Consider the following 16601-nt stretch of genomic DNA (forward strand, 5'->3'; position numbering starts at 1 on the left):
TCCCCGCCATGGCACGACGACTACCGACATGAGCGACGCTCTGCAGTAGGCCACCCTGCGGGAGGCAACCTTCGAGGTGCACTCGGCGAGCGCCCTCCTCAGCCGGCAGAGGCGTGAAGAACCCCTCGGCCTCGTGGGCAAAGCCCCAGAAGTCGCTGTCGTCCTCGTCCGAGGTCAGCGTGTACTTCTGCCCCTCGCCGCCCCGCCCTGATGTTCGCATCGCACCCCCCAATGAGAGCGCTGATCCTACCGACGCGCGGCGACCTGCCGGGCGGTCGCCGGCGCCGTCGCGCCCCCTGACCCCATCCCATCCATCTCGGAGGTCCTTTGACGAGCCACATAACCGCCGTCACCCGTGAGAGTGAAGTGCAGAGAAGCACCGGCGAATACAAGATAAAGCCGATAAAGCAAAAGGTTCGCGAACTGCTCGGCTACCCGTACCCGACACGGGTCCCCAAGAGGGTGTTCGTCGAGCAGTGGGTCGGCATCTCCACCGACGAATTCCATCGCGCCAAGGACGCCGACGTCCAGTACATGCGGAACGTTCATCCCCTGATCGAGATGAACTGGTCGCGCTCCGATTGTGTTGACTATCTGACGTCCCTCGGTCTCGCCGACACCCCGAAGTCCAGCTGCCTGGGGTGCCCTTTTCACGGGAATGCCCAGTGGCGGCACATACGTGACACCTCCCCTGCGGAATGGGAGGACGTGGTGGAATTCGATGCGGCCATCCGTAAGGGGAACGCGCGGGCCAACGCCACGGGGAACGTGCTGCTCGGCGAAGCCTTCCTCCACCGCTCGCGCGTCCCCCTCGGCCAGGCCCCGATCGACCACGTCACCGCCGCCGAGCGCGCCGCGCTCGGCGAGGACGCCGCAGCCGAGCTGGAGGACGGCGTCGTCAACGGCTGCTCTCCGTGGGCCTGCCGCAGTGAAGTCGAGGCGGTGCAGGACACGTTCGGGCTGACGGCGTGATCACGAGCCGCGATCTCGTGGTCGACCTGTTCGCGGGCCCGGGCGGCTGGAGTGTCCCCCTGCACCGCTTCGGCATCCGGGACGTGGGACTGGAGTGGGACGAATGGGCCTGCAAGACGAGGGCGGCGGCCGGGCTGCTGACCGTCCGCACGGACGTCGCGATGTATCCATGCCGGGTCTTCGCCGGCCGCACGCGCGGGTTCATCGCCTCGCCGCCCTGCCAGGCGTGGAGCAGGGCCGGCAAGAGGCTCGGTCTGGTCGACCAGCCGCTCGTCCACCAGGCGGTCGCCGATCTCGCCGCCGGCCTCGACACGCGCAGGAAGCTGCTGGCCGCCTGCCGCGATGAGCGTTCCCTGCTGGCGGCCGAGCCGATGCGCTACCTCCACGCCCTGAACTCCGTGGGTGAGCCGGAGTGGGTGGCGATGGAGGAGGTCCCCGACGTCCTGCCACTGTGGCGCCAATACGCGGCGATCCTGCGCGGCTGGGGGTTCTCCGTGTGGACGGGCATCCTCAACTCGGCCGATTACGGCGTCCCACAGACCCGCCGTCGGGCGATCCTGCTCGCCTCCCGCGTCCGAACGGCCGCGCCTCCGGCACCGACTCACGCCCGCGTCGCCGAGCCCGAGTCGCTGTTCGGGCCAGGCCGCGCGAGGTGGGTGTCGATGGCCGAGGCTCTCGGCTGGGGCGCGACCGACCGTCCCGTGCCGACGGTCTGCGCCGGCGGCGGCCCCGGAGGCGGGCCCGAACCCTTCCCGTCCGGCGCCCGCAAGACGCTGGCCGACGCCCGCGAGCGCGGAACCTGGGCGGCTGCGCCCGCAGTCGAGGGCCTCGTCCTCAAGCCGCAGACCCGTGGGACGGGCTGGAGCGCCCGGCACGGCACGCGCGGCGACACCCCGGTCTCCGGGCCCGCCCCGACGTTCACCAGCACGGCGACCCACTGGACCTGGGCCCTGCGCAGCAACAACCAGACCAACGCCACCGTCCGGGAGGTCACCGAGCCCGCGGGCACACTGTTCTTCGGGCACCGCGCGAACGCGTGCACCTGGGTCGCCCGGCCGACCACCGCCGCGCAGGACACGGAGAGACCGCCGCCGGATCCGATCCGGATCACCGCCTCCGAGGCCGGCATCCTGCAGACCTTCCCCGCCGACTACCCGTGGGCCGGGAACAAGGGCCAGCAGTTCTCCCAGATCGGCAACGCCGTCCCCCCACGTCTCGCCGCACACCTCCTCGCCCCGCACCTCGACCGCACCCTCTGCGCCGACGACTTCACCCTGGCTGCCTGATGCCCCACGCTCCCGACCTCTCCGACGAGGAACCGCCGTACGAGCCGGACGAACGCGAACCGGTGTACTACGCCGAGCAGGCGCTGCTCGGCGCCCTGCTCCTGCGGCCCGAACACCTCTCCCAGGCCGACGCGCTGGAAGGCGACGCCTTCTCCCACCCGGCGCACGGAGCGCTCTTCGCCGCCATGCGGACCGTACAGGCGCCGGGGCTTCCGAGCCCGCCGGACGGCCTGGACTGGCTGCAGGCCGTCCTGGAAGAAGCCCGCCAGGAGGCGCCGGCCCTGACCGCCGCCTACCTCCACCTGCTGATCTCCGCCTGCCCCCGCCCCGAGCACGCCGGCGCGTACGCGGCGATGGTGCGCTCCGGGCACGCCCGGCGCTCCATCCGGCTCCATGCCGAAGCTCTGGCTCAGGCCGCCCAGAACGTCACCGTGCCCGACCGGCCGGTGCACGTCCTCGCCGCAGCCGACGCGCTCGCCCACCACCTCGACACCCTCGCCCGTACCGTTCCCACCCACCCCGGCACGCTGCCCCGCACACCTCTGCCGCCCCCGCCCGTGTCACCCCAGGACGACGAAGCCGAGGACCAGGAACGGATGCTGCTAGCCAGCGCCGTGTCCGCTCCGGCGTCCGTAGGCCATATGCGCTGGCTCGCACCGGAGGACTTCACCGACCCGCTGTGCGCGGGGCTGTGGCAGTGCGTCTCCGCGCTCGCCCACCGCGGCGAGCCGCTCGATCCGGTCACCGTCATGTGGGAGGCACAGCACCGCGGGCTCCTTGCGGCCGGCGTCACCGCGGCCGACCTGGTCGTCCTGCTGTCGACAGCCGCCCTTCCCCCGGAGCACTGGGGCATCCAGATCGTCGAACGCGCCCTGCTCGCCCGGGCCTGGCACACGGCCGGCCGGATCACCGCCTACACCGAGGACCCGGCGAACACCGTCCACCAGCTGATCACGGGCGGACGCCGGGCCCTGGCCGACCTCACCGCGGTCCGCCGCCGCTGGCAGCAGGCCACCCGACCGCTCGCCGAACCGGACGCACCCGTCTCCTCACGCGCCGGCCCGCCCAGCCGCGCCCCCACCGTCTCGCGCCCGCCCGCGCCCCCCGCCGTACGGGCCGCCGCCGGCCGAACCCCGTAACCGAAGGACTCCCGATGCCGTACGCACCCGCCGACGCCCACATCCGCTTCACCCTGCACCCGGACCACCATCCCGCCGTCATCGCCGCCACGTCCGGGCCGACGAGCGACGCCGCCCGCTCCCACCTCCACGACCTCGGGTGGCGCAGCACCGACCCGACCACGATGGTCCTGGCCCGCATCGACCGCGAGGAGCCCTACTACACCGCCAAGGCCGCCGAACAGCTCCGGCAGTACGGCTTCACCACCGAGATCGCCCCCGCCCTCCAGGAGGAGATCGACACCGAGTGGAGCTGGGCGAACTACCCCATGCCGTGGTGCACCCGCGACGAGATTCGCGAGGTCGGCGCCGAATCCCAGCGCACCCACGACGACATAGTCGCAGGCCGGCTGATCATCCACCTGCACGCCGACGACGGCCAGAACACCGTGGCCGTCGGCTCCTACGCCACCGGCGTGCGCCGGCACGTGCACCTCCACGGCGAGAACCACCTCCGGCAGATCGCCACCTCGTACGACACCGAGGGCGAGGCCGTCGCCGAGTTCCACCAGCTCTACTCCGTCGCCGTCCGTCCCGGCCCCGCCCCGCTCACCGACCTCGAACAGGCCGTCCGCCAGCTCCTCGCGGGCAAGCCCCCGGCCACCACCGAGCAGACCTCCGCACCCGCAGCGGAGCCGCCGGTCGCGGGGCCCGGCGAGCACGAGGCGTTCCTCGCGGCCCTGTTCGACGAGGAGCGCCAGTGGGAGAAGTACCGTCCCTTCGACGAGACGACCATCGCCTCCCACGAGTCCCTCACCGTGCGGGCCGAGTTCGACCACGAAGCCCGGCACCGCAGCGACGTCGCCTGGACCATCGCCGAATACGACGGCCCTGTGGGCCAACGCCTCTGGCACGCCACCCTCACCGCCTGCACCCCCGTGCCCCTCATCCGCGCGATACTCCAGTACCTCGACGCCCCACCCCTCACCACCGCCGACGGCCCGGACGACGTCCTCCACGACGCTGCCTGGCATCCGGCGAGCCACCCCGCCCGCACCACGTGGTCGGCACCGGGCCGGACCATCGCCTTCGAGTCCACCCCGCACGCCGTAGCCGACCGATGGACGCTGTACGGCGGAGAAGACCTCGACCGAGCCTCGTGGACCATCCGCCTCTCCGCCGGCGCTCCCCACACCCTCCTGGCCCAGCTCGCCGGCACCGCCGCCGCCCTCTTTCCATCCCCCACACGGCCGACCCCGAGCCCGCTCCCCGCGCCCGTCAACCGGCTCCCCGCACCCGCGCCCACCCAGCGCGCCCGCGGCCGGTAACCGGACCGCCGCCTACGCTAAGCACCTGCACCGGATCTGACCTGCACGGATGCCACTCCAGGCTGGCCAGCAGGGTCCGACGAGCTAGCTTCCGGGAAGCCCGAAAGCTAGATTAGGAGTGACCCATATAAGTTGACGCAGACCCCAAATATGCGTCAACTTATTTGCGTCACGCTTTCGGCGCCAAAGCATCGACGGCAATTACGGCCAACTTTTGGCGTGGGGAGATTAGCAAGCTACTGCGGCACAGATTAGCAATCTGGTCGCGACAAAGTTGAGGCCGACGCAGACGAGAACGTCCGCACCGGCCTCTCCCCGGACTGCCGTCCGGGACCGTCTAGACCCCGGTCCCGGGCGGCGCCCTACCTCAGCAGAAAGGCCAGCACGGTCACACAGCTGGCCAGAGCAGAGACTTCGCGGGATGTTCCTGCCTTGCCATGATCGTCCTCGCTCACTTCCGCCGAAGGGGCTGATGACCCGCGATGGTGCCCTGCGACGATGCCGCCCCGAACAGATGTACGCAAGGGCGCAAACGCGCCTCGCTCCCGCCGACCAGGACCGTGACCGTCTCGGATTACATGGAGTGGCAGCCGTTCGGACAGGTATGGGCGCCGTCGAAATCCAGGCCGTACACGTAGTCGCACGCTGGGCAGAGCGCCATGTAGACCTGGTTGCAGGCGCAGTCGCCGTCGTCACAGGTGGCAGGGCCCGGGCACTCGTACGGCTCCTTCGGCACTACCGGCCGGGGAAGGCGTTCCTTGGGCGGCAAGGTCTCCAGGTAGGCACGGTAGTCCGGCCGCTCGCGGGTCGGGCACCCCTCGGGGCACGGAGCTGACAGCCAGGCGTCGTGGCCCGGGATCGGGTCGTCCACCTCGCATCGAGGGGCCACCCAGGGGTCGAATACGGGCCGGTTGTAGCGTTCGCGGCGCAGGGCCTTGGCGGCGTCGGTGTACCACTCCCCGGTTTCGGCCTGACGGCGGCGGGCGGAACCCTTGCGGGCGTGATGGGCGGGCACGGCAACTCCATGAGCATCCAGGTCATCTGAATGCGCCGGCGCCGTGCACCTTGTCCGAGCGCGCCAGCGGAGCCGACAACGCGGGCCTGCGCAGGGCCCACCTCACGAAGAGGTGCACCGACCGTAGCAGCCCACCGCCTGCACGCCAGCACGCTCCGGCGCAGTTCGCCCCAAGGGTGAAGCAGACCCTGCATCCAGGGCCTGCCCTGCCGGGCAGTGCCGAGGCCGGATCGGGGACGGCAAGCCGCTCTGCCGGCGTGACCGGGCGTCTCAGGAGGAGGCAATGCTGGCGAGGGCGGCTCTGGAGCCGCCGGACCGCGTCCTCGGCCTCCGCGAACTGGCGAGGGGTCGATGAGACGGCGCCGAAGGCGCGGCCGTCTTCGGCAGGCAGGACGCGCCAGTGCAGGACGGGCGTGAGTGTGGTGGCGGCTGCGCCGAGGAACCAGGCTGTATACCCGTGGACATGTGCAAGAGCGATGGCCACAGCGGCGATGGATTCCCGCAGGTGTTCCAGGCGTTCCATCATGGGTAACGCCTCCTGGATCTCGGGATCACCGACGGCGGCCTGCAGGTCAGCGGCGGCCTTCGTGACGACCGAGCGATGGCCAGGCGTCAGGGCCCACACCATCACGGATAAGCCCTTCGGCCTCCCACACCAAATCCTCGATCAGCGTCTCCATGTCCATGCCCAACACCCTGTGTTCCCCGGGGGGTACAGACCCGTCCCGCGTGATCAGCCGGACAGGCGGCGAGGCTGCGCCCGCCCCCGGTGCACGCCCTTGAAGCCCAGCGATACCGGAGCTTGATCTTCACCTATGTCTCCACGGCGGCGACCCGGCGCCGGCGCCCGGGCCGTTCCGCGTTACGGTCGAAGGGGCCCGGCGCCGTTCCGGCGCCCGGGCCATCGTGCCGAAGCCGCTCGCACCGAGGAGACCGTCCGTTGGACACCGACGCCCTGCCCACCGACGGGGACACGTTCTGGCAGGAGCGCAGGACCTGCTTCCTGACCACCCTTCGACCCGACGGCTCCCCGCACACCACCCCTGTCGGCGTCACGTACGACCCCGAGACGCGGATCGCCCGTGTCATCACCGACGGCGGCAACAAGAAGGTCCGCAACATCCGCGCCGCCCTGGCCGCCGGCATCGAAGCCCGCGTCGCCGTCAGCCAGGCCGAAGGCCGGCGCTGGTCCACCCTCGAAGGCACCGCCGTCATCAAGGACGACCCCACCTCCGTCGCCGACGCCGAGCGCCGGTACACCGAGCGGTACAAGACCCCGCGGGTCAACCCCAACCGGGTCGTCATCGAGATCACCGTCACCCGCGCCCTCGGCCCCACTAAGCCCTCCGGCTGGTGAGCCGCCCGGCGTCGGGACGGACGGAATATAGGCGAGGATCCCCGGTTTCCGAAACCGGGGATCTTTCGGAGGCTGGACGACACCACCGCCACTTCCCCGATCCTTCGTCGAAAGGCCCCAGACCGAGACAGCCACGCCCTGCCGACCGCTACGCCGCCGCGTACGACAGCCGGAACAGCTCCAGCGCCCGCTCCACGTCCTTCTCCGAGCGCAGCTGGACCTCCAGGTCCCCCGTGCCGTGGTGCCCCAGCCCTGTCACGTCCCGGGTGAAGCCTTCCACGAGGCCGACGTCCGCCGGCGCGGCCTTGAGGTAGACGAGGAGCTTGTCCTGCCGTCCGGTGACGCAGGCGAAGTTCCGCAGCCGCTGGTACGCGTCGTACTGCTTGCGCGGCACCTTCGTCACATCCTCCCCCAGCCCGCGCAGGACCTCGTCCACGACCGCCGCCAGCTCCGCCATGGCGTCGGCCTGCCGTCGAGGCGTCCGCTCGTGCCCGGCGCTCGCACCGACACGCCGCTGGGTCGACCTCCCCTGGCCGGCGACCGAAGCGACCGTTTCCAGCGCGATGTGATGATCGCCGAACAGCCGGTACCGGACCAGGTCGATCGACCGGCGATGCTCGCGCACCGCGTGCAAGTCGTAGCGTGTGAAGTCGCCGGCGATGCAGATCAGCCGCGGAGCGCTCCACAGCACCGCCGAGGCCGGGGTCACCCCGAGGCGCTCGCGGACCAGGGCCTGGAACTCGTCGCGGTGGTCCATCAGCCACGCCATGTAGTACAGGCCCTGTGACAGGACACCGGGGTCGGTCGCCCGCTTGTACTCGACGATCACCGGCGAGCCGTTCTCGTCCAGCCCGAGCGAGTCGATGCGCCCGCCGTGGACGGGGCCGGTGCTGTACTCGGTCGCCAGGAAGCGGACGCCGAGCATCGGCTCCATCGCGCTCTCGACGAGCGCCTGCACATCAGCCTCGGCCTCGGCCAGACGCGGCGTGACCTCGGTCACGCCGCTCGTCGTATCGAACAGCTTCAGAGCCAGACACCCCCCACTCTCGCGATTGCCGAGCGGGAACGCCGTCAGTGCTGGGATTATTTCCAGGGATGAATCGCCGCCCCCACGAGAGCAGACGATTCTCACAGGCCGCCTATTTGGGGCAATACCACCCCCTGGGGGCCGAACCCCTGACGTCCCGTCAGGCATGCCGGTGGCCTGGGAAAACGCTGGAAAGGCCGACGGCCTCCGGAGCCGGCACCGATTACACTTCCCCGGACGCCGCAGCGTCTCACATATGGCGTTCCCCATCACCACGGACCGAGGAGATGCCGAATTCGACAGCTTGGGTCGGCCGCCGCCTAATGCAGGCGCTCAGCTCGATCGCCGGACTTCGGCCAGGCCAGGCCACGAAGGCACGAGAAGACCCGCGGCTCGCCATGAATGCTCGGCAGGACCTGTGGCTGTTCACGAGGCCGACTGCGATCATCGGCGGATGACGAAGGACGGGGAACGGGGGATCGCCTCCGTGGCCCGGGACTTCGACCTGTGGCTCCACGTCGACGGCGCGTACGGCGGCGCCGGCCTCCTCGCCCCGAGCGTCCGGGACCGCTACCGGGGGCATCGAGCACGCCGACTCCCTCGTCATCGACCCCCACAAGTGGCTCTTCGCCCCCTTCGGCTGCGCCGCCCTCCTCTACCGTGACCCGCACCTGGCCAGGACGGCCCGCACCCAGGACGCCTCCTACCTCGACGCCCTCCACACTGACGACGCCCCCCAGTGGAACCCCAGCGACTACGCCCACCACCTCAGCCGCCGCGCCCGGGGCCTCCCCCTGTGGTTCTCCCTCGCCGTCCACGGCACCCGCGCCTACAGCGAGGCCATCGAGAAGGCCCTCACCCTGGCCCGCGACACCGCCACCCTCATCCGAAGCACCCCGTACCTCGAACTCATCCGGGAACCCGAGCTCTCCGCCGTCCGCTTCCGCCGGATCGGCTGGACCGCCGAGGACTACGCGGAATGGTCCGCCCGCCTCCTCGCCGGCCGGATCGCCTTCGTCGCCCCTACCGGCTGGGAGGGCGAGACCGTTGCCCGGTTCGCCTTTCTGCACCCGGAGACCACTGTGGAGGTGGTCGAAGAGGTCGTGGGGACCATGGCCTGAGACCGACTGCCGGCGGTAGCCCACTGCAGCCCACCCGAAGCCTGCGAACACGCCCCCGCATACGGTGAGTAGCACCTCCGCAGGGCCCCGTTCACCTCTGTGACGGGCCTCGCTGCATCCCGGTCGGGAAGCAACTGCTGGAAAATCTGGGGACAACATCGGCTACGCCGCAGGCGCCCTCGTCGCTGGCGTCCTCGCCGACTGGCTCGGCCTGAACGTCATCGCCGTCGGCGCCCTCGCCGCCGCCCCTGGTCCCCTTGCCGCCCCCTGGGTCACCGGACACCGCTCTGAGGCACGCTGCCCCCAAGATGCGTGGCGGAGGGCACGATCTCGGTGGCCCCAGCCCCCGTGGAAGGTTCCTGCAGTTTCCCCCGCAGCCCCCATGGCCACCCGCAACCCGGCATTCTTGTACCACCGGCGAAAGGGTGGGTGTATCCGCGAATGGCCCTCGACTACGACCAAACCACGGCAGCCCTGCGTCTCGACCAGAAGCAAGCCCTCATCACCGCCGCGTATGGGGCCGGCTCCGCCGATGAGGTTGGATGGCTGGAGTGGAAGTCGCACCTCGATCTGACCGACCGGCGGTCCTTCTTCACGATCGCCAAAGCCGTGTTGGGCTTCGCGAACCGTATGCCCGACCGCGCCCTTCGCAATGCCGAGGGACATGGATATCTGCTCGTGGGCGTCCAGCCCGGGCAGGCACGCGGCATCGAAGAAATCGACTCCGTCGAGCTGTACCGAAATCTGGAGGGCTACCTCGGATCCGACATCGGCCGGCTCTGCCAACCCTCTGTCGTTCCTGTCGATCTCGGGGGCGGCCTGGTCAACGTGCTCTTGGTCGATGTCGAACCCCCTCAGTGGGGCGACCCCATCCACGTCCTGCGCAAGGGGTACGACTCAGTAGCTGCCGGAACCGTTTTCGTCCGTCACGACGGCAGAACCGAGCGAGCCACCCCAGAGGACTTCGACAACCTCAACGAGCGAGCCCGCCGCGCAGCCCAACAAGTCCGCCTTTCCACAACGGTTCTGGCCGGCCTTCCTCTGCATGCCGTGGACCAAGGCCCGGAGGCACGGCAGTCCTGGCTGGCGCTTGAAACCGAGCGCTGCCACGCCTCACTCCACTCCCCCATTCCTCCCGCCGAAGAGGACGACCACCACACAGGCACCGGCAGCGGCTCACCGACGATCGCCGACATTTTGGCGCAGGTTCGCCATCGCAGCCTGGGTCTCAACAAAGATCCCCGGAGCCGCGATCAATACCTCCTCGACGTCACCCGCCATGTCGAGCAGTGCGAGAAGGAGGTCCCCCGCGCCGTACGACGTGCAGCCGCAATCCGCATGTCCCCCCTCTCACTTCGCGTAACGAATCTGACGGACCTCAATCTGGCTGATGTCGAGATCCAGCTCTACATCCCCGGCGCTGTCGAGGCCGTGCACCCTCGCACCCAGACCATCAACGAATCACTGACCGGGTTCCCTTCGCCGCCCAAGCCCTTCGGCACTCCTGCCCCGGCGCTGTTCTCGTTCCAGCCATCGATTCCCCACGGCCTTCTCCCCAACGGGCTGATCGGCCCGGCACCGACTTATGACCCCTTCCGTCCAGGCATCGCCAACGGCGGCTCAACGACCATCACCTTCCCCCTCGGCCACATCCGCCCCCGCCAGCACGCCGACTCCGAGGACATCGTCGTCATCGTCTCCGCACCCGCGCCATCCACGATCACGGCAACCTGGTCAGCCACCTGCAGCAACCACGACACCGTGATAAGCGGTTCCCTCGAACTCACGGTGGCAGACATACCCCTGTCCTTGATCGACCTATTCGAGAAAGCACCACACAGCGAACGCGAATAGTCGCGTTGAACCGACCCGGGGCCACCGACTGCAGACCTGTGGCTCGACTACGCTGCGCGACGCGAGCGGTACCCGGAACCCGCCCCTGGCTAGCAGAACGCTGCAAAGTCGCAGGCCAGCCCGTCTCCCGAGGCAAGCGCCGCAGGTCAGCGCGTTGAGGGCGACGACTTCAAGAAGACCTCCTCACTCCGTGAGGCAGGGCGGGCGATGATCGGCACTTTTCGGGGAGCAGGCCGGGCACGCCAGATCGCCTGTACGGCTACCAGACGAGGAAGGCGCTGCCCCCCGGAGATACACCTGATGACTCGTCAGTAAAGTCAGCAAAAGGTCAGCATTCAGCTGACCAGACCCGCTCGCACACGAGCACACCGTAGAAGCACACCGCACCGGCTGCGCCACCAAGAGAGGGTGCGAAACCATCCCAACGGCGGCACGCCGAAAGTCGGAGACGCGGCCGAGCGAACCTGCTTCGGACATCGGCCGCGAGGAGGAAACCCCAGGTCAGCGCACCCTCCCCCGCGCCTTCAGCGGGGTGTTGGGGAGTTCCGGGGCCGGCAGCGGAGTGCCGTCGTAGCCCTTCACCTCGCCGAAGCGGGTGGTGGTCATCCAGTCCTCGCGCGCCCGTTCGATCTCCTCGTGGGACCGCCCGATGAAGTTCCACCACATGACGATCTCCTCCTCGAACGGCTCGCCGCCCAGCAGCATCACCGCCGCGTCCGATTCCGCCCGCAGGGGCAGGGAGGTGCGGCCGCAGCCGAGGTAGAGCATGGAGCCGGGGAGGACCGGGACGCCGTCGACGTGGGTCTCGCCCGACATGGCGAGGACCGCGTACTCGAAGTCGGGCTCGAGCGGGAGATTCGTTTCGGCACCGCTCGCCAGGGCCAGGTCCGCGCCGGTCAGAGGGGTGTACGTGGTGCCGGGCGAGCGGGTGCCGTCGAGTTCGCCGAGTATCACCGTGGCGGTGAGGCCGGGGGCCGTGACGAGGGGCAGGTCGGGGTGGTGCTCGAAGTGGGGTTCCACGTGGCGGTGCGCATCGGGCAGGGCCACCCACAGCTGGGCGCCGTGCAGGAAGCGGGCGTGGGGCCGGGGGCTCTCCTCGGAGTGCGAGATGGCGCGCCCCGAGGTCATCAGGCCCAGCTCGCGCGGGCGGATCGTCTGCAGGCTGCCGGTGCTGTCGCGGTGCAGGACCTCGCCCTCGTGGAGCCAGCTGACGGTCTGGAGGCCCATGTGGGGGTGCGGGGGCACCTGCATGCCGGGTTCGTCGGCGATGTCGTCCGGTCCGTAGTGGTCGACGAAGGCCCAGGCGCCCACCATGCGGCGGCCGAGGTTCGGCAGCAGTCGTCGCACGTCGGTGGACTCGCCGAGCCGGACCGTGCGGGGGCTCAGGAGCTCCCGCACGGGCTCCGCGACGACGAATCCCCGGCCGCCGCAGACGGAGGGAGCGGCCTGGCGATCAAGATTGCTCATGCCGCTCAACCTAGCGAACCTCTCGGGCGTCGAGCGGCGTTATCAGCGGTGACCATACGTCCGGTGGGGGCGGTCAACGGCACGGGCCGCACACCACCCGGATGGGCAGGCCAAGAACGATGGCGAACCGGGCATATGACGCATCATATGAGAACTCACCTGCCCGAGCTCCGGGTCGCCGCCCAGCGCATCGGCCGCCGCCGGTTCCTCACCGTCGCGGGGGCCGCCGCCGCGTTGGCCTTCACCACCCACCTGCCCGCCGTCGGCGTCGCGAGCGCCGCCGAGCAGGACGCCAGGAAGATCACCAAGGATCCCTTCACGCTGGGCGTCGCCTCCGGCGACCCGCTGCCCAGCTCCGTCCTGCTGTGGACGCGCCTGGCGCCCGCCCCCTACGAAGCGGACGGTGGCCTGCCCGCCGAGCGGGTGGAGGTGGAGTGGGAGGTGGCCTACGACGAAGGGTTCGCCTTCGTCGTCCAGCGCGGGACCGCCACCGCGCATCCGGAGTTCGCCCACAGCGTCCACGTGGAGGTGACCGGCCTGCTCTCGGACCGGCTCTACTACTACCGCTTCCGCGCCGGTACCTGGATCAGCCCGGTGGGCCGTACGCGCACGGCGCCGGGCGACTTCGGCTTCGGCACCGAGCTGTCGTTCGCGGCCGTCGCGTGCCAGGCGTACTTCGACGGCTACTACACGGCGTACCGGCACCTCGCGGGTGAGGACGTGGACCTCGTGGTCCACCTGGGGGACTACATCTACGAGTACCCCGTCGACGCGGCGGGCGGCCACCGCCGCTACACCGACCGGCAGCTTCCCGCCCACTTCAACCGCGAGACGGTCACCCTGGAGGACTACCGGATGCGGTACGCCCTCTACAAGACCGATCCGGACCTCCAGGCAGCGCACGCCGCGCACCCCTTCGTCGTCACCTGGGACGACCACGAGACCGAGAACAACTACGCGGGCTCCGTCCCCGAGAACGACGTGCCCCCCGCCGAGTTCCTGCTGCGCCGGGCCGCCGCCTACCGCGCGTACTGGGAGAACCAGCCGCTGCGGGCCCCGCAGCAGCCCGCCGGCGCCGACATGCGGCTCTACCGGCGTCTGCGCTTCGGCGACCTCGCCCAGTTCGACATCCTCGACACCCGCCAGTACCGCTCCAACCAGGCCTACGGCGACGGCTGGCAGACCCCCGGACCCGAGTCCGAGGACCCCGCCCGCACCATGACCGGCGCCGAACAGGAGCGCTGGCTCCTCGACGGCTGGAAGGACTCCGGCGCCGTGTGGAACGTCGTCCCCCAGCAGGTCACCTTCGCCCAGCGCCGCAACGCCCCCGGGCCCGACTTCAAGCTGTCCATGGACGCCTGGGACGGCTACCCCGCCTCCCGCAAGCGCATCCTCGACGGGGCCCAGGCCGCCGGGGTGAAGAACCTGATGGTGCTGTCCGGCGACGCGCACGACGCGTACGCCTTCGACCTCAAGGCCGACTTCGACGACCCCGCCTCCCGCACGATCGGCACGGAGATCGCCACGACGTCCCTCACCAGCGGCCGGGACGGCGTCGACCGGCCGGGCAACTGGGCCGCGCTCACCCAGGCCAATCCGCACCTGAGGTTCTACAACGGCCGCCGCGGCTACACGGTGATCACGCTCGGACTGTTCGACGCCCGGATCAGCTTCAAGACCGTCACCGGAGTCACCACGCCCACCGGCACGCTCTCCACGGCCGGCTCCTTCGTGACCCAGCGGGACAGCCCCGGCCTCCAGCCGGCCTGAGGCGCCGGGGTGTTCGCCCGTTCGGGCGCATCCGCGGGGCGCCTCACCCCGACCGGCCGTGCAATGGGGGCATGGGCGTCCACCTCCACTCGTACCGCGCCGCGGCGCGTTCCGCCGCACTGCTCCTGTGCGCGGCCGGTGTCCTCGCCCTCTCCGGGTGCGCGGGCGCCCGCATGTCCCCCGCGGAGGCGGAGCGCGCCGCCACCGACACGCTCTGCGAGGACCTCGGCGTCCTGCGCATGGACGCCGGGAAGCTGGCGGACCTCGGCCTGACGACGACGGGGCTCGATGACGTCAGGGACCTCAGGGACGACGTGGCGCACGCCCTCGACACCGTGACGCGGAGTGCGCAGCGGGTCCGCGAGGCGCGGGCCGACGCGGTGACGGAGGCGTACGACGGGCTCGCGCGGGCCGTCGACGCCCTGCCGCGGGACACGAGCGGCGCCCAGGCCGCCGAGCGGATCAGGCCGCAGCTGGAGGCGCTGGACCAGGCCATCGCCGCCTCGCAGGCCTCCGTCAAGTGCTGACGCGTAGGTGCGGACGGCATGGGGCGGGCGTGTACGGCGCCACCGCACGGGCAGGCGGAATAGTGCGGGCCCCGGGCACCGTTGTGCGGGGACAGCCATACCGACGGACACCGGGAAGAGGTAGGCACATGAGCACGGTGGAGCTCACCAAGGAGAACTTCGACGAGGTCGTCAGCGACAACGGTTTCGTTCTGATCGACTTCTGGGCGGAGTGGTGCGGACCCTGTCGGCAGTTCGCCCCGGTGTTCGAGAGGGCGTCCGAGCGCCACCCGGACCTGGTGTTCGCCAAGGTGGACACGGAGGCGCAGACGGAGCTGGCGGCGGCGTTCGACATCCGGTCGATCCCGACGCTGATGATCGTCCGGGACAATGTCGCCGTCTTCGCCCAGCCGGGGGCGCTGCCCGAGGCCGCCCTGGAGGACGTGATCGGGCAGGCCCGCGACCTGGACATGGACAAGGTGCGCGCGTCGATCGAGGAAGCGAAGGCCAAGGGGCAGGGCTGACCCGCACCTGCCCCTCCCCCGGTTCCGCCCGGCGTGTCCAGCGGCGTTCCTAGCGTTCCAGTACGAGGGCCAGGCCCTGGCCCACTCCGATGCACAGGGCCGCGAGGCCGGTCCCGGAGCCCGCGGCCGCGATCTGGTGGGCGACGGCACCGGCCAGGCGGGCGCCCGAGGCGCCCAGGGGGTGGCCGATGGCGATGGCGCCGCCGCGCGGGTTGACCACGGACGGGTCGAGGTCCGGCCACTCGGCGAGGCAGCCGAGCGACTGCGCGGCGAACGCCTCGTTCAGCTCGAACGTGGTGAGGTCGGCGAAGGTGCGGCCGGCCTTGGTGAGGGCCCGCTGGACCGCCTCCACCGGGCCGAGGCCGAAGAGCTGCGGTTCGATGCCGGTGACGGCGGAGGTACGGATGCGGGCCAGCGGCTCGCGCCCGCAGGCGCGCAGGCCCTCCTCGTCGACCAGCAGCAGGGCCGCGGCGCCGTCGTTGAGCGGCGAGGCGTTGCCCGCCGTGACCGTGCCGTCGGGGCGGAAGGACGGCTTCAGCTTGGCCAGGGCCTCCATGGACGTGGTGTCGCGGATGCACTCGTCGCGGGTGAGGTCGACGCCCTCGTACGGGACCACCTCGCCGTCGTACAGGCCCTTCGCCCACGCTTCGGCGGCCTTCTGGTGGCTGGCGAGGGCGAAGGCGTCCTGCTGTTCGCGGGTGAGGGCGTGCTTGTCGGCGATCAGCTCGGCGCCCTCGCCGAGGGAGACGGTCCATTCGGCGGGCATCCTCGGGTTGGTCATGCGCCAGCCGAGGGTGGTCGAGTGCAGCTGCTGGTGCCCGGCGGGGAAGGCGCGCTCGGGCTTCTGCAGCACCCAGGGCGCGCGGGACATCGACTCCACGCCGCCCGCAAGGACGACGGAGGCGTCGCCGAGCGCGAGGGCGCGGGCGGCCTGGATGACGGCTTCGAGGCCGGAGCCGCACAGGCGGTTGACGGTCACGCCGGGTACGGAGACGGGCAGCCCGGCCAGGAGCACGGCCATGCGGGCGACGTCGCGGTTGTCCTCGCCCGCGCCGTTGGCGTCGCCGAAGTAGACGTCGTCGATCCGGGCGGGGTCGAGGGCGGGCGTACGGTCCACGAGCGCCTTGACGACGTGGGCGGCGAGGTCGTCCGGTCGTACGGAGGAGAGGGCACCCCCGAACTTGCCGATCGGCGTGCGGACGGCGTCGACGATGTAGACGTCGCGGATGCTCATCGGGTCTCTCCCACGTCACCTC

13 protein-coding genes and 1 pseudogene are annotated in these 16601 nt (G+C 70.6%); 10 read left to right on the forward strand and 4 right to left on the reverse strand.

All coding sequences use genetic code 11. The features are described from left to right. Positions 1-327 precede the first annotated feature (327 nt). The 4 genes from ABZX67_RS20375 to ABZX67_RS20390 are packed head-to-tail and all read left to right on the forward strand — an operon-like array spanning position 328 to position 4704. Positions 328-972, forward strand: coding sequence for a hypothetical protein (locus ABZX67_RS20375; RefSeq protein ID WP_355362068.1), 645 nt, complete (start codon positions 328-330; stop codon positions 970-972). Continuing rightward, entirely contained in the window at positions 969-2258 is a 1290-nt protein-coding gene (locus ABZX67_RS20380) for a DNA cytosine methyltransferase (RefSeq protein ID WP_355362070.1), read from the forward strand. Before ABZX67_RS20375 ends, ABZX67_RS20380 begins: the two co-directional genes overlap by 4 nt. Beyond that, complete coding sequence (locus ABZX67_RS20385) at positions 2258-3397, forward strand: DnaB-like helicase N-terminal domain-containing protein (protein WP_355362072.1); 1140 nt, start codon at positions 2258-2260, stop codon at positions 3395-3397. The genes ABZX67_RS20380 and ABZX67_RS20385 overlap by 1 nt, the downstream gene beginning before the upstream one ends. A 14-nt stretch (positions 3398-3411) precedes the next feature. Continuing rightward, positions 3412-4704: a DUF317 domain-containing protein gene (locus ABZX67_RS20390; RefSeq protein WP_355362074.1), complete on the forward strand. Its 1293-nt coding sequence runs from the start codon at positions 3412-3414 to the stop codon at positions 4702-4704. Positions 4705-5278: 574 nt separating this feature from the next. Here the strand turns inward: ABZX67_RS20390 and ABZX67_RS20395 are convergent. Continuing rightward, positions 5279-5719: a hypothetical protein gene (locus ABZX67_RS20395; RefSeq protein WP_355362076.1), complete on the reverse strand. Its 441-nt coding sequence runs from the start codon at positions 5717-5719 to the stop codon at positions 5279-5281. A 940-nt stretch (positions 5720-6659) separates the two neighbouring features. Between ABZX67_RS20395 and ABZX67_RS20400 the strand changes: the two genes are divergently transcribed. Further along, entirely contained in the window at positions 6660-7076 is a 417-nt protein-coding gene (locus tag ABZX67_RS20400; protein ID WP_355362078.1) for a TIGR03618 family F420-dependent PPOX class oxidoreductase, read from the forward strand. 148 nt (positions 7077-7224) lie between these two features. Here the strand turns inward: ABZX67_RS20400 and ABZX67_RS20405 are convergent, their stop codons facing one another. Next, positions 7225-8076 (reverse strand): DUF5655 domain-containing protein, encoded by an 852-nt coding sequence (locus ABZX67_RS20405; protein WP_355362080.1) that lies wholly within the window; start codon positions 8074-8076, stop codon positions 7225-7227. Positions 8077-8578: 502 nt separating this feature from the next. On the opposite strand from ABZX67_RS20405, the pseudogene ABZX67_RS20410 reads away from it, so the two are divergent. Continuing rightward, positions 8579-9224, forward strand: a pseudogene (locus tag ABZX67_RS20410) (pyridoxal-dependent decarboxylase); the annotation flags it as partial. 441 nt (positions 9225-9665) lie between these two features. Next, positions 9666-11078 carry a hypothetical protein gene (locus ABZX67_RS20415; RefSeq protein ID WP_355362082.1) on the forward strand — a complete coding sequence of 471 codons (1413 nt, stop codon included), beginning with the start codon at positions 9666-9668 and terminating at the stop codon, positions 11076-11078. A gap of 501 nt (positions 11079-11579) precedes the next feature. On the opposite strand, the gene ABZX67_RS20420 is transcribed toward ABZX67_RS20415, so the two are convergent. Continuing rightward, positions 11580-12545: a pirin family protein gene (locus ABZX67_RS20420; RefSeq protein WP_355362084.1), complete on the reverse strand. Its 966-nt coding sequence runs from the start codon at positions 12543-12545 to the stop codon at positions 11580-11582. Between the two features lie 135 nt (positions 12546-12680). Between ABZX67_RS20420 and ABZX67_RS20425 the strand changes: the two genes are divergently transcribed. The 3 genes from ABZX67_RS20425 (at position 12681) to trxA (ending at position 15345) form a co-directional block, all read left to right on the forward strand. Beyond that, complete coding sequence (locus ABZX67_RS20425) at positions 12681-14315, forward strand: alkaline phosphatase D family protein (RefSeq protein ID WP_355362086.1); 1635 nt, start codon at positions 12681-12683, stop codon at positions 14313-14315. A gap of 71 nt (positions 14316-14386) precedes the next feature. Then, the gene (locus ABZX67_RS20430; RefSeq protein WP_355362088.1) at positions 14387-14842 is read left to right on the forward strand and encodes a hypothetical protein; all 456 of its coding nucleotides are present in this window, start codon (positions 14387-14389) and stop codon (positions 14840-14842) included. Positions 14843-14970: 128 nt separating this feature from the next. Continuing rightward, positions 14971-15345 (forward strand): thioredoxin, encoded by a 375-nt coding sequence (trxA, locus tag ABZX67_RS20435; RefSeq protein ID WP_355362090.1) that lies wholly within the window; start codon positions 14971-14973, stop codon positions 15343-15345. A gap of 49 nt (positions 15346-15394) precedes the next feature. Here trxA and ABZX67_RS20440 read toward each other — a convergent pair whose 3' ends face one another. Continuing rightward, a complete protein-coding gene (locus tag ABZX67_RS20440; protein WP_355362092.1) occupies positions 15395-16579 on the reverse strand; it encodes a thiolase family protein in 1185 nt (394 codons plus the stop codon). Positions 16580-16601 lie beyond the last annotated feature (22 nt).

The organism is Streptomyces sp. NPDC003036 (assembly GCF_040611175.1).
In the GTDB taxonomy this organism is placed as follows: domain Bacteria; phylum Actinomycetota; class Actinomycetes; order Streptomycetales; family Streptomycetaceae; genus Streptomyces.

What these genes read in the sequence shown, in the direction of transcription:
- ABZX67_RS20385 (WP_355362072.1), top strand. Translation starts at nt 2,258, where the DNA reads ATGCCCCACGCTCCCGACCTCTCCGACGAGGAACCGCCGTACGAGCCG.
- ABZX67_RS20390 (WP_355362074.1), top strand. Translation starts at nt 3,412, where the DNA reads ATGCCGTACGCACCCGCCGACGCCCACATCCGCTTCACCCTGCACCCG.
- ABZX67_RS20415 (WP_355362082.1), top strand. Translation starts at nt 9,666, where the DNA reads ATGGCCCTCGACTACGACCAAACCACGGCAGCCCTGCGTCTCGACCAG.
- ABZX67_RS20420 (WP_355362084.1), bottom strand. Translation starts at nt 12,545, where the DNA reads ATGAGCAATCTTGATCGCCAGGCCGCTCCCTCCGTCTGCGGCGGCCGG.
- ABZX67_RS20425 (WP_355362086.1), top strand. Translation starts at nt 12,681, where the DNA reads ATGACGCATCATATGAGAACTCACCTGCCCGAGCTCCGGGTCGCCGCC.
- ABZX67_RS20430 (WP_355362088.1), top strand. Translation starts at nt 14,387, where the DNA reads ATGGGCGTCCACCTCCACTCGTACCGCGCCGCGGCGCGTTCCGCCGCA.
- trxA (WP_355362090.1), top strand. Translation starts at nt 14,971, where the DNA reads ATGAGCACGGTGGAGCTCACCAAGGAGAACTTCGACGAGGTCGTCAGC.
- ABZX67_RS20440 (WP_355362092.1), bottom strand. Translation starts at nt 16,579, where the DNA reads ATGAGCATCCGCGACGTCTACATCGTCGACGCCGTCCGCACGCCGATC.